Below are 24,003 nucleotides of genomic sequence, written 5' to 3' on the forward strand. Positions count from 1 at the left end.
ATCAGCCCTCCTTCTCAATTTTGTTTAAGTTATCACGTAAAAGTGAGCCGTAATCATATTTACCAGGGCAAACATAAGTACATAATGCTAAATCTTCTTCATCTAACTCTAAACAACCTAATGCCTGCGCTTCATCGGTATCACCAACGATCAAATCACGTAGTAATATTGTAGGCAAAATATCTAATGGCATAACACGTTCATATTGCCCAATTGGCACCATTGCACGGTCACTACCACCCGTCGTTGTGGTAAAGGAAAAACGCTTCGCTTTATTTAACGCTGAAACAAAAACATTGGCGACCGAAAATTTATTCAGTCCAGGAGCTCCCCAACCAAATAATTCTTTTTCATAGCCTTCAACAAGCGCAGTAATTTGATTATGGTATCGTCCTAAATAGGCATGCGGCCCCATTGCTTTAGTACCACAAAGAACCGAACCAGAAATAATACGTATTTCACCAGCGTTCAGTTCATTTGCTGTTAACTGAGTAATAGATGCGCCAGTTACTGTACGTAATAGTCTTGGCTTTTTAACGGCAGGACCAGCAAGAGAAATCACTTTCTTGACGTAAAGCTCACCCGTTGTAAACAATAATCCAAAAGCGATTACATCTTGGTAGTTAATTGACCAGACTTGTTTAGTACTAGACACAGGGTCGATGAAATGAATATGTGTCCCCGCCAATCCGGCTGGGTGTAAACCGCTAAACGAATGCTCTTCTATATTAGCAATCGATGGCTTAGGCAAACTTCCTTCATCTTTACACACATAAACCTTACCCGATGTAAGTTGCGCTAATAAAGTCAGTCCATCACAAAAAGCTTGCTGATTATCATTGATAATTAACTGTGCGTCTGCCGCAAGAGGATTGGTATCCATTGCGGTAACAAAAATAGAAGCAGGTGTTGCATCAATTTTGGGGACTTTACTAAACGGGCGAGTACGTAAAGCAGTCCAAGCACCTGACTCAACTAGATTGTTGACGATCTCATTACGTTCAATACTTGCCAATTGACTACTTTCATATTTAGGAAAAGAAACACTTTCCTCTCCAGAAACAGAAATAACAACGGATTGTAAAACACGTTTTGCGCCACGATTTATCTCTTTAACAACACCTGAAGCAGGGGCTGTAAATATAACGCCAACATTCTTTTTATCACTAAAAAGTTGTTGTCCTTTTTTTACTTGATCGCCAACTTTAACAGCCATCGAAGGTCGCATCCCAATATACTCTTCACCTAGTATCGCGACTTCTGAAACAGAAGCTGCATCGTGAATTAATTGTTCTGGCGCACCTGAGATGGGGAGATCGAGTCCTTTTTTTATAGTAATCATATTCTCTCGCACTATGTTTACGGGAAGAAAGCGAATGTCCAAAGATATATTTCGATACAAAAGCCAATAATATCAATCGACTTAAAGTATAAATATTTAGACATTAACTATTACAGGTTTTCTGCTCATTTAAAATTTAACAAGCAGCCAACATGTAGACAAAAAATATTAATAAATAATATCATTATATTAGGGTAAATTGATATATGAAAAGCAAAGGGTTATTGACGTAAGTTTACATTTTCAACTTTTCTCAAGTATTTACCCATTAAAATTTAATTTTAGACTTAAAAATAAAATGACAAAAGGGATTTAATAAGTTTTAAACCTTATCCTTCATTTTGATTGACCCAAACATTGAGCAGAATCACGTACCAAACCATTTCGTTTCGACCATTCTTCTGGAGTGCAGGTATGCAACGCAAGCGCATGGACAGGGCCTGACAACTCTTCACTTAGTAATTGATTGATTAAACGATGACGTTGTAATAAACGCATATCATGAAATGCATCGCTAACAACCGTTACTTTAAAATGAGTTTCTGAATCTTTAGGGACGGCATGTTGACTACTTTCATTTTCAACATTTAAAAACTGCGGGGATAACTGATCAACAATTTTTTTTTCAATTATAGTTTGTAAGTTCATTTTTAATGCCTCATTATAATGGCAGTATTTTTCATGAAAATTTAATAAAAAGCAACCGCTTGTTAACAATATTTTAACTGTGGTTTTATCTTTTATTAGCAAGAAAGACAGGTCTCATTTGCTTAATCAAACGATCTCACTCAATGTTGGTGTTACAAAATCATTTCCTTGCTCTTACCTCAATGACCAGGAAGAAAGATTATTAATGCTCGTTGATCCTGAGATTAATGCACATGCGTATTATTATTCTTTAATTGAAAATGGCTTTCGTCGAAGCGGCGATCAAGTTTACCGCCCTCACTGTGAAAACTGCCAAGCATGCCAATCACTTCGAATTCCAGTGAATAACTTTATTCCATCTCGTAGCCAAAAAAGACTTCTCAATAAAAATAAACATTTCTCAGTCGAAGTAACACAAAGCCATAAACCAAATTATTTTGATTTATACCAAAAATATATTGAACAAGTTCATTCTGATGGTGTGATGTTCCCAACTTCAACTGAACAATATGAGCAATTTATTAACTCATCATGGAACCAACCATTATTTATAGAAGTCTACGATCGAGATAAATTAATTTCAGTGAGTATTACAGACCAAATTAATAATGGAAACAAAACCCTTTGGAGTGCTTTTTACTGTTTTTATGACCCCGATTATCGCGCTTCTTCACTCGGGAAATATGCAGTATTAACACAATTACGGCTGGCTAAAGAATCAGATATTGATTGGTTATATTTAGGTTATTACATTGAAAAATGTAAAAAAATGAATTACAAAACACAATTCAATCCTCATCAACGATTTATTGATGGGCAATGGCTCTCCTTTAATACTAAAAAATGAAAGAAGAGCAATTACACAAATCTGCTGGAAAGTAAGGCAGTCAACGCTATCTTGAGTGCAAAAGGCTCAATAAATAATCAACAATCCTTTACCCCTTTCAATTATTCTGGCATTATGCGCCGATGAAATTACAAGTATACTCAAAATAATGCCGAGTATGTATAAAAGACAAAGGATCCATCGCCAATGGCAAAAGAAGATAGTATTGAAATGCAAGGTACAATCGTTGATACCTTGCCTAACACAATGTTTCGTGTTGAGTTAGAAAACGGTCACATGGTTACTGCACATATCTCAGGTAAAATGCGTAAAAATTACATCCGTATCCTAACCGGTGATAAAGTTACAGTTCAACTTACACCTTATGATCTATCAAAAGGTCGTATCGTATTCCGTGCTCGTTAATTATTAACGACACTTAATGCGAATTAGCTTTATGCTAAATAAAAAAACCAGCTTAATGCTGGTTTTTTAGTATTAGAAGATAAATAATTTTACTTAATTAGTTTGGAATGCATTGTTCTGGCACATCTGTTTTAACATAATCAAACGTAATTTCGTCATCTTTCTTATTCAAAGAAACGGTTACACTACCACCATGTTGCAATTCACCAAATAAAATTTCATTAGCCAATGGTTTTTTCACTTTGTCTTGAATTAAACGAGCCATCGGCCTTGCTCCCATTGTTCTATCATAGCCTTTCTCAGCTAACCATGAACGAGCACCTTCAGTTACTTCTAAGGAAATTTGTTTTGGATCTAACTGTGCTTGAAGCTGAACAATAAATTTATCAACAACTTGGTAAATAACATCGAGTTCAAGATTATTAAACCAAATAATATTATCCAAACGGTTTCTAAATTCAGGTGAGAATAATGAATTTATTTCATCCATTGCTTTGTGTGAATCTTTTTGATCTTTAAAGCCGATATTATTTTTAACCGTTTCTCGTACACCAGCATTAGTTGTCATCACAAGAATAATATTTCTAAAATCAGCTTTTCGGCCATTATTATCGGTCAACGTACCATGATCCATCACCTGCAATAAAATATTGTAAATATCACTGTGTGCTTTTTCAATTTCATCAAGCAGTAAAACGGCATAGGGTTGCTTCACAACGGCATCGGTTAATAGGCCAGCTTGCTCATAACCAACATAACCAGGAGGCGCACCAATCAAACGAGATACAGTATGTTTTTCCATATACTCTGACATATCAAAACGTAATAACTCGACTCCCATCGCCTTAGCAAGTTGTTGAGTCACCTCTGTTTTACCAACACCCGTTGGTCCAGCAAACAAAAATGAACCAATCGGTTTAGACTCTTCACCTAACCCTGAACGGCTTAAATGAATGGCATCGGATAATGCATCGATTGCGGTATCTTGACCAAAAACAGTCATTTTTAAACGTTCTGGTAATTTAGCCAGTTGATCTTTATCTGAGCTATTAACTGATTTTTGAGGAATCCGTGCAATTTTTGCAATAATATTCTCTATTTCAGGAACACCAATTGTTTTTTTACGCTTATTACTTGGCAATAAACGCATCTGTGCACCAGCTTCATCAATCACATCTATTGCTTTATCAGGCAAATGACGATCATTAATGTATTTAGCACTTAACTCTGCGGCAGCAAATAACGCATTATTTGTATAAGCAACATGGTGATGCTCCTCATAACGAGAACGCAATCCTAATAAAATTTCACCCGTTTCTTTCACAGAAGGTTCTAATACATCTATTTTTTGGAAGCGTCGAGCAAGCGCATGTTCTTTTTCGAAAACTTGTCCAAACTCTTTATAAGTTGTCGACCCCATACAACGTAATTTACCGCCACTTAACAATGGTTTTAATAAATTAGCAGCATCAACCTGACCACCTGTGGCAGCACCGGCACCAATAATAGTATGGATTTCATCAATGAATAAAATCGCATTATCTTCTTCTTCAAGTTTATTCAAAACCGTTTTAAAACGTTGCTCAAATTCACCACGATATTTTGTACCTGCTAATAACGCGCCCATATCTAGAGAATAAATAACATTATTTTCAATAACATCTGGTACGTTTTTATTAACAATACGGTATGCTAAGCCTTCTGCTATTGCCGTTTTACCGACACCCGCCTCCCCCACTAATAGAGGGTTATTTTTACGACGGCGGCATAATATTTGAACGCAACGTTCAACTTCTTTTTCACGACCGATAAGAGGATCAATAAACCCTTTTTCTACTCGCTCATTTAAATTAACGATATAAGGTGTTTCTTCTGCTTTTTCTTGAGGCGCTTCATCACCATCTTGAGTTCTAAACACTTCCGGCAATGAGTCCGCTGATTTTTTAATGCCATGGGAAATATAATTCACCACATCTAAACGAGAAAGATGTGCTTTTCTTAGTAAATAAACCGCCTGCGACTCCTGCTCACTAAAAATAGCCACCAGCACATTTGATGAAGAAACTTCGGTATTTCCAGATGATTGAACATGAAAAATAGCACGTTGTAATACACGTTCGAAGGCAATAGTGGGTTGTATTTCAACCTTTTGAGCCCGTACATCGGGATCAGTCGGAATACTTTCAAGAAAGTTAACAACTTCAAGGTGCAAAGAAACAATATCGACAGAGCAACCCGCAAGCAGTGTTTTTATTTCATTATTTTCAAGGAGGGCAAGAAGTAAATGCTCAACTGTCATAAATTCATGTGATTTTTCCAAAGCAAAATGGAAGGCTAGATCCAAACTGTTTTCCAACTCTTTATCTAACATAAAAGTCTCCCGCTATTGTAAAAAATTGTGACAAGGTATCCTCGTCTTTATATTTATTCTTTTTCCATTGAACACCGCAGCGGATGTTCATTTTCTCGAGCATACTTTGTGACTTGTGACATTTTGGTTTCCGCTATTTCAGCTGTAAACGTACCGCAAACACCAACGTTTTTATAATGTACATTGAGCATGACTTCCGTCGCTTTCTCAGTACTTAATCGAAAAAAACGTTGTAATACATCTATCACAAAATCCATTGGCGTATAATCATCATTGTGCAACAAAACATTGTACATTGAAGGTGGTGTCAGTTTTGTTTCTAGCGCTGAAACCGTTGTTACTTCATTTCCTGTTTGCAAGATATCTTTATTACTCATTTTTAAGTCTAGTCTTATTTATTAAGTTAGAAAAATTTAATTTAATAACGCCTTATTATCCGTAGATATTCTAATTACTATAATCAATAGACTAATGATTACTAAGCAAATGTGCAAATTATGGATAATAATAAAAACAAATATAACGCTGTAATATTAGAAAACAGCAATTAAGCATTATTTACTTTTAGTCGATATAACCTATCATATTGCCTAAAGATTGATAGTTATCTACATTTATAATCAATTAAAATGTAATTCTTCATTATTTTCAATTGATTTAAATTAATTTTAAAGGTTGTTTCACTTGCTAAAAAAACTTTCAACTGCTTTTTATGATGCGATGTTTGGTACAGATAACAACGACTTAGAAATTAATCATATCGAAGAAAAAGCACTACGAAACGTACGTGAAATTCTTAATAGCCCACAACAACTCAGTAAGCAAATTCCACCATTACCGATCACTTTATTGCAACTTATCGATATATTAAAAGATCCGAATAGCAACTTTGTTGAAATAACCAATTTAATTGAGAAAGATCCAGGGTTAGCCGTTGAAGTATTAAAGGTATCTAATTCCGCATTGTATTTCCGTGGTAACCAAGAAATAACGTCATTACGTAATGCCGTTGCGTTACTCGGTATTTCAGGTATCACAAATATTTCAACGACTCTGCTACTAGAAAAAGTAAAGCCTTCAAAACCAATCTATTACAAAATGTTTGGCAAACAAATATGGATCCACTCTGTCCAATGTGCTTTTTTATGCAAAACCTTAGCAATAGAGAATAAAAACGATGAATTTGATGCTTACTTCCTCGGCTTGATCCACGACATAGGTAAAATTATTATTTTTAATTGCCTTTGTGATGCTCTAAGTAGTGAGTTTCCTGGTAGCAATCCAGGTAGCCAAGCATTTAAAGCACTAATGGCTGAAATGTCAGCTGATATTTCTTATTTTATTGCCGTAGAGTGGAAATTACCGGCTATTTATTGCGATGCTCTCGATGTTCAACGCCCTGTTACTAGCTCAGTTTTGTCTGAACAACTTTATAAAGGTAATCTACTCAGTGAGTTATACCTGTTGTATAAAAAAGGACAAATCAGCGAAACCTCAATCGAGATGATTTTAGATAAACTTTCCGTTAAAAAATCCATTTGGGAAAAATTTCTTGATGTTGCACCAGAAATTGAAAAAAGTGTGCATTAATAATATTGCCCTTGAATTTCTCACCTCAAATCCCTATATCTATATATAGGAGTAATACCATTTCTCCGAATAAATTAGTTCAGGATGTAAGTACAAAACTGAATTAGTACGACATACTAGCCGTTATTTTTACTTACATTAGCCACATTATTCTCAGATAAGCTGGTATCAATACTCCTAAAGAGCAAAAGATATAACTAAGGAGTAAATAATGAATATTGTCCCAAGAGATCCATGGTTCAATATGGATAATTTTTTTGATGACCTTTTTTTACACAATAATCAAGCTGAACAAGAAGGCTTTTTTAAACCCCGTGTAGATATTTTTGATAAAGGTGATCATTATCTGTTTATCGCAGAACTTCCCGGTGTAGCTAAAAAAGACATTAATGTCAGTACACGCAATGGTGTTTTAACTATCGAAGCGAAGGTAAGTGAAGAACATAGTGCTGAAAAAGATCAGACTATTCGTAAAGAAAGAAGAGAAGGCTTCTACACTCGAAGTCTTAATATCGGGGAAAATATCGATGCCGATGCAATCAAAGCTGAATTCACCGATGGCTTGCTCAAATTAACAGCACCAAAACCAGAAAAACCGGCAGAAGAAACGCATAAAATTGCGATTCATTAACCGTTAATTTATACCAATTTTATTAAATATATAATCTAAATTTTCGTAGGAAAAATGGTTAAATTCGAGATGGGAATTGATGTAAATGGTTGTGACATTTGAAAATTTTCAACAAACAATAACCAATATTAGCCAATAAGATAGATTAATTATTACGATTGGTATTAGTTGAGGGATAAGGTTTTCTTATCCCTCTGTTATATCAACCTTAAGTTAATCGATGAATAACTTGGTTACTACTACCACGCCAATGTAAATTAGGATCAGCAAGTTCTTGTACAAACTTCCCGTCTATCAACACGTCAATATAATTTATAATTTCCAGTTGAGATGCCGTTAATTCACTTTTTTTATAACCAGTCCATAACCAAATATCTTTACCTACACACTCTTTTTTAACCCGTTTGACCAGCGATAAAACTTGCGCAATATTGGCTGGATGAAGAGGATCCCCACCCGATAATGACAGCCCTTGTTTTTTAATCCGCTGGTCATTCAAATCTTCAATAATTTGATTAGCTAACTGTTCGGTAAATAGCTCTCCCGCATCGGGTGACCAAGTCGATTGATTATAACAACCACGACACTGGTGAATACAACCAGAAACAAACAGCGTGCACCGAGTCCCTTCACCATTTAATACATCAATTGGATAATATTTACTGTAATTCATTACAATATCCCCACCAAAATAACGCGTCTTAAAGATGCTTAACGCGACGTTTCACTTCTTCTTGCTTACCTTCATTGAATGGACGAGCATCTGGACTACCTAAATACCCACAGACACGACGGATAACCGCCACTTTTTCAGAGTCTGAATTACCACAACTTGGGCACACAAACCCTTTACTTGTACAATCAAATTCACCGGTAAAGCCACAAACGTAACACTCATCAATTGGCGTATTCGTTGCGTAATAAGGCACACGTGAATAGCTGTAATCCCAAACATCTTCTAAGGCTTTTAAGTTATGTTGCATATTGGGATATTCGCCGTAACAAATAAATCCACCACTTGCGAACTCAGGATAAGGCATTTCAAAATCAATTTTATCGTATGGATTCACCGATTTTTCAACATCTAAATGGAAGCTGTTGGTGTAATACCCTTTGTCAGTAACCCCTTCTAATATGCCGAACTGTTTCGCATCTAAACGACAAAAACGATCACATAAGTTTTCTGAAGGTGTTGAATATAGACTAAAACCGTACCCTGTTTCTTTTGTCCAACGTTCGGTTGCTTGTTTTAAATAATGAATAATATCAACAGCTTTTTGTTGTTTTTCTTTGCTATCAAAGAGATGTAATTCATTACCGTACAGTGCATTAATAGTTTCATGTACACCGATATAACCCAATGAGATAGAGGCACGCCCATTTTTAAATATCTCAGCCACGCTATCGTCGGCTTTTAAACGTACCCCACAGGCACCTTCCATATATAAAATAGGTGCAACACTCGCTTTAACATCAGATAAACGTTCAATACGCGTATCTAACCCTTTTTTCGCCATGGCTAAACGCGCATCAAGTAATTGATAAAAGCGTTTTTCATCACCATCGGACTCTAACGCAATACGCGGTAAATTAATGCTGATAACACCTAAATTATTACGACCATCATGAATTGGTTCGCCATTTTCTTCATAGGCATCTAAAAAGCTTCGACATCCCATCGGCGTTTTAAATGAACCAGTAACTTCAACCACTTTATCGTAATTTAAAATATCTGGGTACATGCGCTTACTTGCGCACTCAAGGGCAAGTTGTTTAATATCATAGTTAGGATCTTCAGCAACATGATTAACGCCGTCCTTAATCGCAAAAATTAATTTAGGGAAAATCGCTGTTTTATGATTTTTGCCTAATCCTGCAATACGAATTTTTAAAATAGAACGTTGAATTAAACGCGCTTCCCAACTTGTGCCTAAACCAAACCCAAAGGTGACAAAAGGGGTTTGTCCATTATGTATACTTAATTAAATTCTCACAAAAAAATTATGCTTTAAGATAATTTAAGACTATATTAACAACTAGTTATTTAGCAATTTGTATTTTTTGTGGATTACAGTCACTCTCATTTAATTAAGGCATCAAAATGATATTAAAAAATCTAATCCAAACGAAGCGAATTGTAAAAATTGGCTCTTTCCAGCTCCAAGAGCTGGTACTAACACTAAAATCTGATTTTAGTGAAGTTAAGGCATTTTCATTATTTCAACGTCGGTTAAGGACGGGAGACTCTCGAAATAGTAATGAACCTGTCGCCCAAAACACATTTTCCAGCTACCAAACCGCTGTTGCTAAATTTTTAGACTACTTGGCAGAAGCAGGCGTATTAGGGAGCAAAAATGCTCTTAGACCGCAAGATCTGATTGAGATTATAAGAGCATATGAAGAGTATTTAGTACTCGGAGATAACAGTAAAAATAAGATTGCAAGTGACTTGGCAAAACAACTCGACAACTACAAACCAAAGATATCAAATGCATCCACCCCGAATCATATCGCCCCAATCAATGAATTTCTCGAAATGTCTGAAGAAATTTCACGTGCAGAAAATACCAAATTTTGCCGCGAGAATGGTATTGAAAACCCAGATAGTCAATACATCCCGCTCTTAAAGGAAGTTTGGGATCACAAAACTATTAGCAAAAAACAAAAAGAGAATTGGCAAAAAAACACATTACTCGGAGGTGTAATCCGAGATGCTGGCTGCCTGCGCTTAAAAGATACACGTATTATAAAGTCCACCAAAGATTATCAATTGCAAGAGAAGCCGTATGCATTGTCATATCCAATTTCACATGTTTTAAAACAACTGAAAAAAGGTAAATTAAGTAAACGTAATAAATGTCTATTTGCATTATTACATTCTGGAGGCTTGAGAATATCTGAAGCTTTGAGTCTCCAGTGGCATCATATTGATCTGGTTAATCGTCAAATATTTTTAACTGAAATAGATCCGAAAGGGTTATCGAAAGAAGAATTTCACTACTCAGTTCATAACAAAGGCCGATTAACCCCCAACAACGAAGTTTTTTTATACACTGATGCTGAGCAGGTTTTTTGGGAGTCGTTAAGGGATTACATGAAAAGCACAGAATACTGTCCTGACGGAACACATGATTTTGTATTTGTTCTACAAAAAGGAAAACGAAAAGGCCGCCCATGTATACTTCTTTTGGATACTGAGCATCGAAATGTTTCGACATTAAATAAAGCTTTTAAAAAAGCTTCTAAAAACGCAGGGGTTCCAAACTACAATGATCTACCTATTCACAGTACAAGACACGGGTATTGTACATATTTGGCAAATGATGCTCCTTATATAAATGATGAAGGCAAATTAGTTTTTGGACTTCCCGAAGTTTTTGTTCAGAGGGCCGTTGGACATGGCAGTATACTTACCACAAGAGCTTACATACGAAGTCCAGAAGACAAAATCGTTGAAAATCATCACGAGGCAAGAATTAAGTTACGTCTTGGCGGTTACGCCGACTCAGACATGGCCCTACTACGTCAACTTGAATACCACAAAAAAGCCCTAAGGAAGACAGAAGAAGAAATCAAGAAATCACAACAAGCAAAAGGAATCTCTCATGTTTAATCTGACGAGTAATATAGTATTTCTTAAAGCGGGAAAAGAGCTTACAGATGATATTTCAGCTGTAATAAAAGAGTATGCTGATGACATAGAGAGCTTTTTTAGCAAGATAGGCTTTAACACAAGTGAGAGTCCGCTTGATTCAAAAGAGCTAACAAATGGTAATGCTCACTATGGCTACTCATTCCCATACTTTATTAATAAAAACAAATATCTTGATAATAAAGTAAATGAAAATACTGTTCGGTTGTGGTTGACTGTCGCTAATAATTCTTTCTCCAATGTCCAGTGGAACACTCACAATTCGAACCTAAAAAAAGATAAGCCCTCCGCATTTAAACCTGAAATTTTAGCCCCTATTACAGAGTACCTTGCGGGAATAACAAGTATTAATCCCAATTTACTTAACGGCAATGTTGTGTCGCACCTAATTTATGCAACAAATTGCCTACTTGTGAGGCTGTGGCGTAAAAAAGCAATTTTGTTACCTATTGGTAGCAAGCTAAAGATGTCACGAGCAGCAAATAACATATTCTCCCTGAAGGCAAATAATCGCGGTAAAAAAGCTCCTCTTTATAAAGCCTCCTCCAAAAAAATTTCATCTCTTAGTTTAGAATTTCCGCAAATTGCATTCGCTTTAAATTCAGCATGCAAAACAGAAAAAGTAATTTTAGAGGGTATTGATAGTGCCTTTCCAATTACAGGTCCGATTTTTATTTTATATACATCCACTTGGTATAATAAAAATGACTGCAAATATAATGACTTGGAGGAATGCCATAAACAGTGGGGGCTGTTATACGGTAAGACGTTTAACCTGATTAATAGCAAGCAAGTAACGAGAGATGAGCACATTCTTCTTACCGTAAAAAAACCTTTCGATGGATTCAAAAAATCGTATGAAAGATTTAAAGAAGTTCTTGTTTCAAGCTTGTCAACATGGAAAGGTGATGAAGCAGTTTCTATAGCGAAAAAATGGACAAATGAACTAAAAAAAGAATATGCTCGTCTACAACATGGTCTTGAAGATATTGACTATATTTTGAAGACACAAAGCGAAGAAGATCTGTTTATCTACTGTCTAAACATTCCTGTAACAACAAAAAATCTAGATAACCTTAGAACCTTTATTCCTGATAAGATAACAATTGATCTTACCCAATGGACTGAATATTTTCGTATTTGGAAAAGCACATCGAAAACATCATCACGAGGTAAGTCATCTGCAATAAGCTTGCTAGTTAAATACTTAATTTATGTTGCCATGTGGCAAAAAATGTTTGTTGAACAAAGCAATAAAGCCGCAATAAATTTCCCTGTCTATTTTAAAGATCTTGACAGAGAAACATTTGTTATCAGAAGCGAAACGAATAAAGAGTTAGATAATGAAACATGGCCCAGAACACTAGCTGAATTTGCGATTGAAAACAATGCTACATCATGCTCTCAGTTGAGGTTGTTTTTGAATGAAATTGAGCATATTTACAGGCTAGATGAAAAACATGTACTCCCAACATTATCATTACTAAAAACAAATGAATTTACTTCTCACTGGCATGCAAAAATGACAGGGGTAAGAGTTGGAAGTAGTACAAAATTAACACCCAAAAATATTATCACTCGAAAAGCATTCCCAATTCTTCTTAACGCCTTTTATACTCTAGAAAGCTATGGTATGTACTTACAAGAGCAACGTTTACAAGATATTGGATATGAAGAGTTAGGTTTATACCCTGACACTAAAATAACGGGGGCAGGTAAAAACTATAGTCAACCGAATCTATTGCAGTTTGGTCGTGCCTTTTATCTCGACAAAAAAAACAACCAAATTATAAATATTGAATATTCATCATCACAGAAAGCCTTACCTGATGAAGTGAAAAACACAATTGACTTGTGCAATAAACGGAAACTTGATGCATGTGGATATACACCATTAATATGGTTTCAAAATGAAAAGCTTGAATGGGAGTATTTTGCACTAACACCTAAGACTGGATATTTTCCTCAATTATTTCCCCTCGGAGATATTGAAGTTAAAATGTCAGACAACTCCCCAGTGAAAAAACTAAATATGCCGTTATTAGGTATATTACGAGGGCATATTGTAGCAATTGAGCAAGGTTTACGACATATCCATATTCGCTGGTTAGATGCCCAACGTTACAATTTAAAAAGTGATCATGTAACAGAGCATGGTTTAACGAAACTATTGATCAGCAGCGATAAGACAAAGAAAAATGAGTGGTTGCAACATACTCATATCTCTGTCATTGAATTACTTAACAGAGAAAAAGACTTTAGAAATAAACGCACAGACATTTCTATTAATAAACAATTTCGCTATAAAGATGAAAAGCATGGACAGTTCATTACACCTCTGTTTCTCAATCACGCAGGAAAAGTTTTTAACGAACTTAGTTGGTCAGCTAAGTGGACTGATTCAATGTCCATCTGTAATACAATTCTTCGTTGTATACTGAAGGATGATTTTTCGCCACTCAAAGATAGCTTAATCAGATATGTACCCATCGCTTCTAATAATAAAATTAATTATTCCGATAAGAGTTACTCTGCATTACGCTTAACTCCCGAGCATCCACTAGTAATAGCTGGTAGAAAATCTAGGCAAGAGCCATTGTGGGATGCAGACTGTACTAGAGTAAGAATCGCAGCAATAGTTACACCGCACGGAACAAGAAACACCTGGATTACGCATCGAGTAGGTATCATGCCACTACATCACATTTGTCATGAAGTTGGGCATTCAAGCCTTATTACAACTGCACATTATCACAAAGTAACAGATGATGACTTAGATGCTTACCACTTACGCTATAAAAATTCTTTAGCAGTTAAGCCATCAGAAGCGAGTAGCAATGTAAAAACGGCATTTGAGAAAGATAGGAAGGAGGCTGCATATTTATATGGCTTTACTTCTATTCCACTGAACATAACTGCCGAAGAAGATGAAAATAAAGAAGAAAAGAATTGGACTGGCATAGATATTATTGAAACAGTTAATGCTAATCAAGTTGTTTTCGCAGACACACATATCTGTCCATTTTCAATGGTTTGTCCAGCTGAAATAGCAGAAGAAAACGGGGGTCAACAAAAATGCGGTCTTTGCAGAGCGAAGATTGTGCATATTGATAACTTACCCTCTATTGAGCATATTCAAGATAAATTAATCCTAGACGTATACACTAAAGTACAGAAAATCATAAAGCTGAATGCATCAAAAACAGATAATAAAGAACAAGTTGAAAGGTTAAGGTTAGATATTACATCTTTGGAAGATGAACTTGTAGGCTGGGAAATCAGCTCAAACGCACTTGAGAATATTAGACAAATATTAATTAAACAGAATGAAATTTCAGGCTCTAATTCTGATGACAATTTAAGGAAAAAAGGATTTTATTGTCCAGCCCCTGCCATGCTCGATTCAACTATTGTTCGAAGTGAAAAGCGTGATGCAATATATGAACTTGCCATGAAACATATGATGTCACACGAAGATTTCCCTGCACTTTCTTCAGATGCACTATTACCAGTCGCAAGAAGAGTCGGGAATCAATTAATCACCCAATTAGCTCAACACAACCCTCAAACCTCAAATGAGTTATTCTCAGATCTTGCATTGGAAACAGATAGTGATGAGGTTATACGTAAAGCTGTCACGGTAGTAAGAACAATGATAGCTGCCAATATTATTAGTGCTGACGAGGTAATCAAACATATAGCTCCCACAATACTAGAAAAAAACACAACACCAAAATCACAATTCAAGCTAACTCTGGAAAATTCTTTACAACAAATCAAAAGGTTAAATCATGCAAGCTAATAAGAAAAAACAAGGAGTAGCTCAGAGAAAGAGAGAGTTAGCAAAAGTACTTACTGAAATTGAAAGTAATCGAACAAAGCGCAAAAACATAAATACTTTAGACGACTTAGCTAATCTAGCTGTAACTTTATTACAACAAAATGGGACAAAAATTGGCTACAGCACACTACTCAAAAATAATGAATATAGGAGGTTGCTAGACGTAGCTCTCATTAACATTCTTCCTAAGTACATTGAGTCGTACAAACGTAAGCTCAATTTTAAAAATGCAACACCTGAAGAATTACAGCAAAAAATAAGAGAGCTTGAATATGACATTGGCGAGTTAAAACTAGCAGAAAAAGTATATGTAGCTCAACTGGCGAATCTAGAGAAAACAGAAACCTCAAATCCAGATATAACCAAGACAATAGAACCAAGCTCAAGCGATATACCCTATTCAAATAAAACATGCATTGCTTTAAATTTTTTGTTGATGTACCTAAGCGAGCAAAGACTCGGAATCGAATTTGATGAAAATTCAAATTCGATAAAAGACTCATTGGGCAGCACAATTGTTACAGCTTCTCATTTAGAACTTTATAAAGAGTGGCTTAACAAGACTAGGAGGTAGTATATGAAAGAAGATATGCCAATTGAACCGATCGTTCTAAGTGCAGAACAAAAAAGATTACCTCCGTGCCACAAACGGCAGCTTTATTATGATTGCTACATAACAATCATTGAACGAATGAAAGAAAAAAATGTTAAATTTCCCGCAGGAGCAAATGAGTTGGGAATTGATGTAACAATATTCGCGACAAAATGGGTAGGCTTACCAGATCGAGGTCCTCTTTATAAAAACAAATTAATCAATGCTCGATTAGCAAAAGATATCAAAGAACTCGGTATTGAATCAGTACAAGCACGTAGTATTACAGAAGATAAGCAAAGTCATGACTTAATGATACAACGTAAAGAGGTAAATGATTTACAAAAGCAGCTCTTATCACTTTCTAATCAATTAGATATTGCACAAGAATCTTTATACAAAAAAGAAACTGAAAATTCACTTTTACGAGCTAAATTAAAACAGAAAGATATTCACTTTGAACAGGAATTAAACTCTCACAAACTGCAATTTGAAAATTGCTTAACAGAGGGAGGAAGAACGTTTTGAATTATCTTTTACTCATCTCATCAGTCCGCCCTGGTATTTATGGGGGTGGAATTGTATTTGCTAAAGAAATACAAAACAGAAGAATATTACGCTTAGTGGTTAGTCATCGTCACTCTCACTTACATAGAATGCCTGAAGCTGGAGAAACCTGGCAATTTACGGGAACACTTTCAGTACATCCAGAATTCGGTAAGCAACTACAGATCGAAAGTGGGCAGCCTTCATCTTTTAAAGTAAATGATATTGAATCAGAACTCACTAAACTTGAAATAAAAAACAACTTATATCTGCTCCCGACTGGTATTGCACACTTATTCTCCAAACATGCAAGCTTCAAAAATATCGGAGCAGGAAAAAAACGGTTAGAACAAGCAATAAAACGAGTGGGAAGTGCAAGACAATTCTTAATTGAACTGAAGAACAACAATTTAAAAGCATTAATTGATGCATTTAATAATGTAAATAGAGCCATTCTTTTTTTACAAGCTTATATGGAAAATCAACAAGAAATAGAAGCTATCGAATGGTTATATAAATTAGATTATGACAATTTAACTTCTAAGAAACTACTAAAGTTGTTAGGTAGCAACGTAAAGGATGAATTGCAAAAAAATCCGTACTTGCCGCTCAGATTTGGAGGCTCTCAGTTTAAATCGGCTTGGAATATTGCAGAAAAGATAAGAACCGAAGGATATGGGAGTATTAACAATGAGTTACCAAATAGTGGTATTAGCATTGACTCACCAAAGCGGTTGATCGGCGCTATTGATAAAGTGGTTTATGATTCACTAGCAGAAGGACATACAGCAATTAATGAGGAAGATCTGATAATTGAGCTAGAGAATTTGCTAGATTACGAATTAATTGAAAATGCAATTAACACAGCTTTAGAATCTAGAACATTATGTAAATGCAGCAATGGCTATCAAGGTACTGGAATAGCTTATCTTGAAGCATATACAGAGCAAACTCTTAAAAAGTTATTAAACAATAATTCCAATATACCAACCCACACAACAAAATTAGAAGAATTAATTAACAATTTTTCGGTTAAGTTTAAATCTCGCACAGGAAACCAATTAACCGCGTCTCAGAAAGACTTAATATCTAAAGTATTTATTAATGATTTAAGCATTGTTCAAGGTGCGGGCGGAACAGGTAAATCTTCTGCTTTGGCAGGTGTCAAATACATCGCCAACGAAATTGGCAGAGAAGTTTATTTTGTAGCATTAGCAGGTGTTGCGAAAGATCGAATCGAAAAAGAATTACGGGCGAATAATGTTATAAAATTTCACCAAGTAGGGTTATTTGACAAGCCCATTGAAGAGGTTTGCACCTTCACTTTACGAGGTTTTGTTAATGCAGTAAAAATTACAAATGATAAAACCCAGAAAGCCCAGTCCCTACAACTAGATTCAAAGCCAATCATCATCGTCGATGAATCTTCAATGCTTGATATCGCATCAATTACAGAGCTTTTACATCATTTAAAAAATAATCAATACACACTGTGTTTTGTCGGTGATATTGCACAACTACCGCCAATTGGTTTTGGCGTTTTTTTTCAGTTACTCGTTGAAGAATGCATTGAAGATAAATTGATACCTTGCACTGAGTTAACTGAAGTTCATCGACAAGAAGCAGAAAATCCAGTACGCAATGTTGCTAATGCAGTAAGATGTATCGGTCATAATAAAGAACAAAGTAACGCTTATACGGAAAGTATTTCAAATTGTTCACCAACGATTATTCCTGAGTTTAAATATTTGCCCTTGCAGAAAGGTGTATTTTTTGCTGAAGTAAATAATCAAAATTTAATTGAACAAGCTTTCCGAATTTCAGAATTGATTGGGCATTCTGACTGCCAGCTTATAACAGCTTATAGTCGAAAAGATATTAGATATTCAACGCACAGAATTAACGATTTTTTTAGAGATAAGTTAAATCTAGGAAAAATCACATGGAAGAATAAGTTTAGCCTAAACGATCCAATCATTGTTACTAAAAATAATTACAAAATGAAAATTTATAATGGCAATATTGGTCGTGTAATTAATATTATTGACTCAGGTAATTTTCTAGTTTGTGAAATAAATGGAGAGTTCCATAAAATGGATGAAGCGAGTGTTTATGATTCAGGGCTAGAGTTGGCATACGGAATTTCAATACACAAAACCCAAGGTTCTGAATTTAAAAATACAATTGTGCTTTTACCCTACTTTAAAATGCATCATGACTTTATTGAAAATAGCTTGCTCTATACAGCATTAACGAGAAGTAAAAATTCGACCATTTTTGTTGGTTGCCGTAAAACATTTTCTAATGCCGTGAACTCGCTTCCTAGATATAAAACCCTAAATGTCGGGTTTTCATTAAGTAAAAACTAAATGCTAGATCCCCCTCCTCACTAGTTATTTCAAAGCAACATATACTAATTGCTCCAGGTGATGGTGCTCTTTGCTTATATCACCTAGCTTAATCGAGAAGGGAGAAATTGAAAATATAATCGCAAGCGATTATAAATAGCTCAATCTTATTTTTAACGATTTAATGCTATATTTACTTTGTTATTTTCAGCCGAGAACGGCTGAACCTCACTTACTCTCAACTTTTGCATATGTCCCCCTATACAGGGAAATAATTTATCGCTTGAATATTAGCAAGTTAGTCCCCATATATATGAGAACGTTATGTCTTTTAAGGAATAATTATGGATTTTATTAATAGCGCTGTACTTGGTGGGTTACTTTGGGATTTTATCAAATTTAATGCGGTCCCAACTATTGAAAATATTAGAGAAACGGTGAGTAAAGTAGCAAACATTGATGAAACCATTGAGTCAGCATTAAGTGAAGAATTAACAAAAATGGGCATCAACCAGTGTAATTCCCAGGATGAAGTTATTCAGCAACTTGAATCATCTTCTCAGGTTCAAGCCATACTAAGCAAGCTAAACGAGTCAAATTCACCAAAAGTCATTGTTCAAACTTTTGGTAGTGGTGACGCTGTTTACGGTGATAAAGTTATGGGAGATAAGGTCATAGGTAACAAGACGTTCACAGACAAATAGAAATACTTAACTGAGATAGCATATGACGCAAATACCAGATAACGTCACAAACAGTAATACTACAAGTGTATTAGCTACGAACGGCGGTGATGCTGTGTATGGCGACAAAGTAATGAGAGATAAATACATCACGATAGTTCAAAGTGACGTCTCTCTAGAGCAAGTTAAGCCTGTGTTGCTAGACGTTGTTCAGAAACTTGGTGAAGGTAAAAAGGAACAAGCAAAGTCTGCATTAAACACCTTAAGTATGCTAGGTAATTTTAACTCAGCAACAAAAGTTGCTATAGCTTGTTTAAAAGCAGTTACTTCTTTTGAATTATCAGATGAAGAAAAAAAATTAATAATAAGCACTTACAAAGAAAATTCCTATACAGACAAAGATTTTCAAGATTTTTTAAATGCTGCTGCGATTAACTTACTCCAAGAACAAAAGCCTAAGCAAGAATTAAAGGAATTTTATTGTGCTCTTCCAGCTAGTGCCTGTACAGATATTGCTTACTATAGAACACTTAACCAGATTAACTCATTTGATGATATTTCTAGAGAACTATCTAGCTTCTCTACACCTGTTCTCCACTTACTACTAGAAAGAGCATTAGCCTCTGGGCAAGCTGATATATGCCAACAGATTTTTGATGAACTCAAGAGGAAAGATCCTTTTACTGATTTTTCAGGACAAGAAGTAATTTTAGAGTGTATATCAGTTAACAAATTTCAAGTTAATGATTATTTATTATTATCAACAGAGCAAAAGCAATATCTTGATAATGCTATTAATAAACTCATCAAATACACAGGAAGCCAGCAATCTATTGATAAGCAATATATCAGTATAGCGGGTCAGTTATTGCTTTATACTCAATCAACGAATTCTAAGCTTCTTAAGTTAATGCAAGACCATCGCTCCCTACTCAACCAAATAGAATTCAGAGGCAAAGAGGTTGTTATATCATTTCTAGATCACGATACCATAATTCAACCTCTGCAAACACTCAAGTCAGATCATGATATAGCCCTTGAAATCATTGAAGATGTAAAAAATGGGAAATTTCCCACCCAGAATATACTTTCACTGTGCTATAGAAAAAAAACAGAATGTGTTGAATTCACTTTGGGTGAACTCTTAAAATTAGATAGAACTACTGAGAGCTTAGGAAGTTATTGTGCTCTTGCTGCAAAAGCTGCTGATTTTTTAAATAAAAAGCAATTTCCTTCAATCCAGATTGAAACGATTCTTACTGATGACTTTAAGGGTAAAAGAGTTAACTCTGACTTTTTAGTCCCAACAGCAAATTTTCTATCCATGGCTGGATATAACGGCTTGGCATTACTTGCTCTAGAGTTATTGTTTAAAAATAGTACCCCGTGGGTATCTGCTACATACGTTCAGTATCTTTCACTGTTATTTGAAAATGAACAATATAGCTCTTTAAATTCACGTTTAAATACAATGAGCGATCACGAGCAATCTCACCCTGATATTGCCAATCTTAAATCATGTATTGCAACCAAAGAAGATAAATTCCCAGAAGCAGCAAAACTAATCCAAGAACAACTAAAAACCTACCAATACAAAGAACTATCTGAGTCAGAGAAAGAATATTGTATATACCTTTGGTTAAAATTATTGATTAACCTCAATCAGTCTACATCTCGATTATCTATAACAGATTATGTAAAAAAAATACCGATTTCTATATTTTCGAGTCCTGAAAATGAACTTGCGTGGGATCTTCTTACTTTCTTTGGAGAACGTTATATAGAAGTAGAAGATTTGGTCTTAACCTGGTTTTTCACAGATCCAAATAAGTATGCGAACCAATTATTTAAAGTAGTTAACCCTATACCTTACGATATATCAAAAAGAGAGGCTAACAATGAAAGATTTAAAGCAGGTTATTTGTATACAGAAAACCGACTCTCAAAATATCGTATCGCAGTTGATGACCCGATATTAACTAGCAATCATCCACAGTATTTGATTCACTCAAGTACAGATCTTGCACAGAAACTACAAAGCAAAGCAATAAATGCTTACTTTATACATAAAGCAAAACACTGTTCAATTAAAGAAAAACTGCCACCGACCATAGTAGCTTTCCGTATTGCTATGGAAATTTTGGATAATGACGAAAATCAATGCTTTTCTCTACTATCATTACCAGAAAACGCTACTGGTGAAGAGATACTGAACCTCATTAACAGCGTTGTAGAGAGTGGTTACAGCTATACACCTGCGTTAAAAGAATGTTTAAGTGGTTATTTCCCATGCATATTCAAATATCAGTTTATAAAAGGCAATAATTCTTATGGAAAAGCCCTTACAGCAATACTTTCTAAAAATATTTATATGGAATTATTCGGTAATAACAATGTTTCTTTTGATGAGACAAATAGTGAAGATATCATTCTTGATGAAGTTGGTTTCGCATTCCTTGCTGTATCAGGCTTATCACAAAAAATAAAAGGTAATATACATATAACAAATGAAACCGCTAAAAAAATAACAGAGTGGTGCTCGACTTATGGTGAAATGGGGATTGCATTTGATCCCCAAAAAGACGACTTCATTGCTATAGGAGCTAAGGAAAAATTAGAATCAAAGTTAAAGCTACGAAATGTAACTGAAAAACTCTTGGAAAAATGTAATATTCATAATGCTCGTGATTACAATGTTCCTTTAAAATTAACTATTTTTGCTAATGAACTGCTTACTTCTAGCACTAAAAGCTCTATGGGCTTAGCTGCGACTGAAGGCTTTAGTTATTTTACCGTTGATAATCAACTAAGAGGATTTTTGTCCAAGCCTGAATTCTCTCTGGTCAAAGTTTATCCTGAAAATGTGAAAAACTTTATATTTGACGGCACGGATGCTGACACAGTTGGACATTTACTACGTCTTCATCAGCATAATTTCCGCTTATTTGTTCCTCAAATCGTATTTGAAAAAGTTTTTACTCACGGCTCTGATGAATCACTACATAACCTAGCTCTATTCATTCGAGACATATCAAACTACGAAAAGGAAACTATTGAGTATAACATTGAAATACTTACGAAAAGCATTGTTATTAAAAACTTATATGACTCTAAAATTCAGGCTAGTACTTACCTCCTTGAATCTCTTTTCATTAAATTGTTTGAATCTATTAGTACACCTAAAGGGGTAGCTCAAGTATTTATAAATACACCTCCCTCAAATTTAATTGAACCCTTTGAGGCTGAATTATTAAACTTTCATACATTACATTCCATCGGAAAAGCAATGGTGCTTACAACAACTGCTATTGTAGAGGCATACTCAAATGCCTTAAAGGCATCTGCCCATAATTCCTTAAAGGTAGCAAAAGAAATTGAAAATCTTTGTTAGCTATAATTTTGGGCAGTTAGCCCATGAACTTTTATGAGATATTTTAAGATGAAACAATTTCTTAGCCATTATTCTATAGAATTGGCAACCAATCGAGAACAACCGCAGATTAAATACAGGATGGAATACTTTTACTCCATACCTTCTTATATTGAAATAAAACTAGCTTTTCATCACTACGTGTAAGGCTGTAAGCATTAATTAATCATTTAATGCCCAAATCAAGTTCGTTAAAAAACGTTTTGTGAAGAAAAATAGCCTTTCACTATATCTAAATTTAATTATCTATTAAAAAAATTAGTTAAAATTACCAAACTTACTTAAGCTATAATTACTGAGTTATATTACAACCTCAGCGACGCATAAAGCGGACTAAAAGGTTAATTATAATATGTAGCGAAGCGAAACCAGCAAGCCACTTTAGATACCTTGTATGCGATATTTAACATTGTTATCTTTTTCAAATAAAAGATTAGAACCATAAGTAGATAAACTGAATCTCTGTACGGATATATTAGTCCTAATCTCAAATTTAAACATTTCATGTTTGAAGTCATTAATTTCATCTATGCTCACAAGAAAATGCTCAGTTTTCTCAACTAACCTAAATTTTGCAGCGTCTTTCTTGAAGTAATGCTTATCCTCAAGATCACCGACTGGATTCCACCTAACCCCCTCTGCTATACGGTATTCCATATCTAAGCCATGAACATAATGCTCATACAAGTTACGTATAGTTTTACGCTTTTGTTCAAACACATATACCTTAACACTCTCAATTTTAATAGGTCTGTCATAAAGGTTGAGTATTAAAAACTTTAACTTTGGTAACTCACCTGACTGTTCAACAATTTCAACAAGCTCAATAGATGGGTAAGACTGAAGAAGAACTAATCGACTCTGAAATAAAGTTTCTTCAGCTAATCTTGCTGATAATTTTGCTGCTTTTGCAGAGCTTCTTGCATGTACAGCAGCTATAACCGCAACTAACAACGCTAGAGATGCGATAACAATTTCTATATAAGAAGTTAAGCCTTGAATTTTTTCCATTTATCTACCCTTTGCATTGTCACATGACACCGCATTAAGCAAACTAAAATGGTTGGCTATAATGTG

The 24,003-nt window shown here is 34.9% G+C and carries 17 protein-coding genes and 1 pseudogene; 11 read left to right on the forward strand and 7 right to left on the reverse strand.

Features of this window, described 5'->3' with window-relative positions:
* Position 1: 1 nt before the first annotated feature.
* Positions 2 to 1,342: a Na(+)-translocating NADH-quinone reductase subunit A gene (locus tag ACR30L_RS16065; RefSeq protein ID WP_435235260.1), complete on the reverse strand. Its 1,341-nt coding sequence runs from the start codon at positions 1,340 to 1,342 to the stop codon at positions 2 to 4.
* Between the two features lie 336 nt (positions 1,343 to 1,678).
* The gene (locus tag ACR30L_RS16070) at positions 1,679 to 1,990 is read right to left on the reverse strand and encodes a BolA family protein (protein ID WP_435235261.1); all 312 of its coding nucleotides are present in this window, start codon (positions 1,988 to 1,990) and stop codon (positions 1,679 to 1,681) included.
* Between the two features lie 118 nt (positions 1,991 to 2,108).
* On the opposite strand from ACR30L_RS16070, the gene ACR30L_RS16075 reads away from it, so the two are divergent.
* Both ACR30L_RS16075 and infA read left to right on the forward strand, forming a co-directional pair.
* The gene (locus tag ACR30L_RS16075) at positions 2,109 to 2,837 is read left to right on the forward strand and encodes an arginyltransferase (protein ID WP_435235262.1); all 729 of its coding nucleotides are present in this window, start codon (positions 2,109 to 2,111) and stop codon (positions 2,835 to 2,837) included.
* Between the two features lie 186 nt (positions 2,838 to 3,023).
* Positions 3,024 to 3,242, forward strand: coding sequence for a translation initiation factor IF-1 (gene infA / locus ACR30L_RS16080; protein WP_435235263.1), 219 nt, complete (start codon positions 3,024 to 3,026; stop codon positions 3,240 to 3,242).
* A gap of 97 nt (positions 3,243 to 3,339) precedes the next feature.
* Here the strand turns inward: infA and clpA are convergent, their stop codons facing one another.
* Both clpA and clpS read right to left on the reverse strand, forming a co-directional pair.
* Positions 3,340 to 5,613 carry an ATP-dependent Clp protease ATP-binding subunit ClpA gene (gene clpA / locus ACR30L_RS16085; protein ID WP_435235264.1) on the reverse strand — a complete coding sequence of 758 codons (2,274 nt, stop codon included), beginning with the start codon at positions 5,611 to 5,613 and terminating at the stop codon, positions 3,340 to 3,342.
* A 53-nt stretch (positions 5,614 to 5,666) separates the two neighbouring features.
* Positions 5,667 to 5,990, reverse strand: a complete 324-nt coding sequence (gene clpS / locus ACR30L_RS16090; RefSeq protein ID WP_435235265.1) for an ATP-dependent Clp protease adapter ClpS — start codon at positions 5,988 to 5,990, stop codon at positions 5,667 to 5,669.
* Between the two features lie 307 nt (positions 5,991 to 6,297).
* Between clpS and ACR30L_RS16095 the strand changes: the two genes are divergently transcribed.
* Both ACR30L_RS16095 and ACR30L_RS16100 read left to right on the forward strand, forming a co-directional pair.
* Complete coding sequence (locus tag ACR30L_RS16095) at positions 6,298 to 7,203, forward strand: HDOD domain-containing protein (protein ID WP_435235266.1); 906 nt, start codon at positions 6,298 to 6,300, stop codon at positions 7,201 to 7,203.
* Positions 7,204 to 7,414: 211 nt separating this feature from the next.
* Positions 7,415 to 7,834, forward strand: a complete 420-nt coding sequence (locus ACR30L_RS16100) for an Hsp20/alpha crystallin family protein (RefSeq protein ID WP_435235267.1) — start codon at positions 7,415 to 7,417, stop codon at positions 7,832 to 7,834.
* 208 nt (positions 7,835 to 8,042) lie between these two features.
* Here the strand turns inward: ACR30L_RS16100 and nrdG are convergent, their stop codons facing one another.
* Positions 8,043 to 8,507 (reverse strand): anaerobic ribonucleoside-triphosphate reductase-activating protein, encoded by a 465-nt coding sequence (nrdG, locus tag ACR30L_RS16105; RefSeq protein ID WP_435235268.1) that lies wholly within the window; start codon positions 8,505 to 8,507, stop codon positions 8,043 to 8,045.
* Between the two features lie 28 nt (positions 8,508 to 8,535).
* Positions 8,536 to 9,804, reverse strand: a pseudogene (gene nrdD / locus ACR30L_RS16110) (anaerobic ribonucleoside-triphosphate reductase); the annotation flags it as partial.
* Between the two features lie 131 nt (positions 9,805 to 9,935).
* On the opposite strand from nrdD, the gene ACR30L_RS16115 reads away from it, so the two are divergent.
* The 7 genes from ACR30L_RS16115 (at position 9,936) to ACR30L_RS16145 (ending at position 22,887) form a co-directional block, all read left to right on the forward strand.
* Positions 9,936 to 11,447 (forward strand): tyrosine-type recombinase/integrase, encoded by a 1,512-nt coding sequence (locus tag ACR30L_RS16115; protein WP_435235269.1) that lies wholly within the window; start codon positions 9,936 to 9,938, stop codon positions 11,445 to 11,447.
* A complete protein-coding gene (locus ACR30L_RS16120; protein ID WP_435235270.1) occupies positions 11,440 to 15,288 on the forward strand; it encodes a hypothetical protein in 3,849 nt (1,282 codons plus the stop codon). Before ACR30L_RS16115 ends, ACR30L_RS16120 begins: the two co-directional genes overlap by 8 nt.
* Complete coding sequence (locus ACR30L_RS16125; protein ID WP_435235271.1) at positions 15,278 to 15,901, forward strand: hypothetical protein; 624 nt, start codon at positions 15,278 to 15,280, stop codon at positions 15,899 to 15,901. The genes ACR30L_RS16120 and ACR30L_RS16125 overlap by 11 nt, the downstream gene beginning before the upstream one ends.
* 3 nt (positions 15,902 to 15,904) lie before the next feature.
* The gene (locus ACR30L_RS16130; RefSeq protein ID WP_435235272.1) at positions 15,905 to 16,447 is read left to right on the forward strand and encodes a hypothetical protein; all 543 of its coding nucleotides are present in this window, start codon (positions 15,905 to 15,907) and stop codon (positions 16,445 to 16,447) included.
* Positions 16,444 to 18,834 carry an AAA family ATPase gene (locus tag ACR30L_RS16135; RefSeq protein ID WP_435235273.1) on the forward strand — a complete coding sequence of 797 codons (2,391 nt, stop codon included), beginning with the start codon at positions 16,444 to 16,446 and terminating at the stop codon, positions 18,832 to 18,834. Before ACR30L_RS16130 ends, ACR30L_RS16135 begins: the two co-directional genes overlap by 4 nt.
* A gap of 323 nt (positions 18,835 to 19,157) precedes the next feature.
* Positions 19,158 to 19,517: a hypothetical protein gene (locus tag ACR30L_RS16140; protein WP_435235274.1), complete on the forward strand. Its 360-nt coding sequence runs from the start codon at positions 19,158 to 19,160 to the stop codon at positions 19,515 to 19,517.
* 22 nt (positions 19,518 to 19,539) lie between these two features.
* Positions 19,540 to 22,887 (forward strand): hypothetical protein, encoded by a 3,348-nt coding sequence (locus ACR30L_RS16145; protein WP_435235275.1) that lies wholly within the window; start codon positions 19,540 to 19,542, stop codon positions 22,885 to 22,887.
* 420 nt (positions 22,888 to 23,307) lie between these two features.
* On the opposite strand, the gene ACR30L_RS16150 is transcribed toward ACR30L_RS16145, so the two are convergent.
* Entirely contained in the window at positions 23,308 to 23,937 is a 630-nt protein-coding gene (locus tag ACR30L_RS16150; RefSeq protein ID WP_435235276.1) for a hypothetical protein, read from the reverse strand.
* Between the last annotated feature and the right edge of the window lie 66 nt (positions 23,938 to 24,003).

The organism is Psychromonas saccharinae (genome assembly GCF_051201515.1).
Taxonomy (GTDB): domain Bacteria; phylum Pseudomonadota; class Gammaproteobacteria; order Enterobacterales; family Psychromonadaceae; genus Psychromonas.

Coding starts and splice junctions, on each gene's coding strand:
- ACR30L_RS16065 (WP_435235260.1), bottom strand. CDS start 1,342: ATGATTACTATAAAAAAAGGACTCGATCTCCCCATCTCAGGTGCGCCA.
- ACR30L_RS16070 (WP_435235261.1), bottom strand. CDS start 1,990: ATGAACTTACAAACTATAATTGAAAAAAAAATTGTTGATCAGTTATCC.
- infA (WP_435235263.1), top strand. CDS start 3,024: ATGGCAAAAGAAGATAGTATTGAAATGCAAGGTACAATCGTTGATACC.
- clpA (WP_435235264.1), bottom strand. CDS start 5,613: ATGTTAGATAAAGAGTTGGAAAACAGTTTGGATCTAGCCTTCCATTTT.
- clpS (WP_435235265.1), bottom strand. CDS start 5,990: ATGAGTAATAAAGATATCTTGCAAACAGGAAATGAAGTAACAACGGTT.
- ACR30L_RS16100 (WP_435235267.1), top strand. CDS start 7,415: ATGAATATTGTCCCAAGAGATCCATGGTTCAATATGGATAATTTTTTT.
- nrdG (WP_435235268.1), bottom strand. CDS start 8,507: ATGAATTACAGTAAATATTATCCAATTGATGTATTAAATGGTGAAGGG.
- ACR30L_RS16115 (WP_435235269.1), top strand. CDS start 9,936: ATGATATTAAAAAATCTAATCCAAACGAAGCGAATTGTAAAAATTGGC.
- ACR30L_RS16120 (WP_435235270.1), top strand. CDS start 11,440: ATGTTTAATCTGACGAGTAATATAGTATTTCTTAAAGCGGGAAAAGAG.
- ACR30L_RS16125 (WP_435235271.1), top strand. CDS start 15,278: ATGCAAGCTAATAAGAAAAAACAAGGAGTAGCTCAGAGAAAGAGAGAG.
- ACR30L_RS16130 (WP_435235272.1), top strand. CDS start 15,905: ATGAAAGAAGATATGCCAATTGAACCGATCGTTCTAAGTGCAGAACAA.
- ACR30L_RS16140 (WP_435235274.1), top strand. CDS start 19,158: ATGGATTTTATTAATAGCGCTGTACTTGGTGGGTTACTTTGGGATTTT.
- ACR30L_RS16145 (WP_435235275.1), top strand. CDS start 19,540: ATGACGCAAATACCAGATAACGTCACAAACAGTAATACTACAAGTGTA.
- ACR30L_RS16150 (WP_435235276.1), bottom strand. CDS start 23,937: ATGGAAAAAATTCAAGGCTTAACTTCTTATATAGAAATTGTTATCGCA.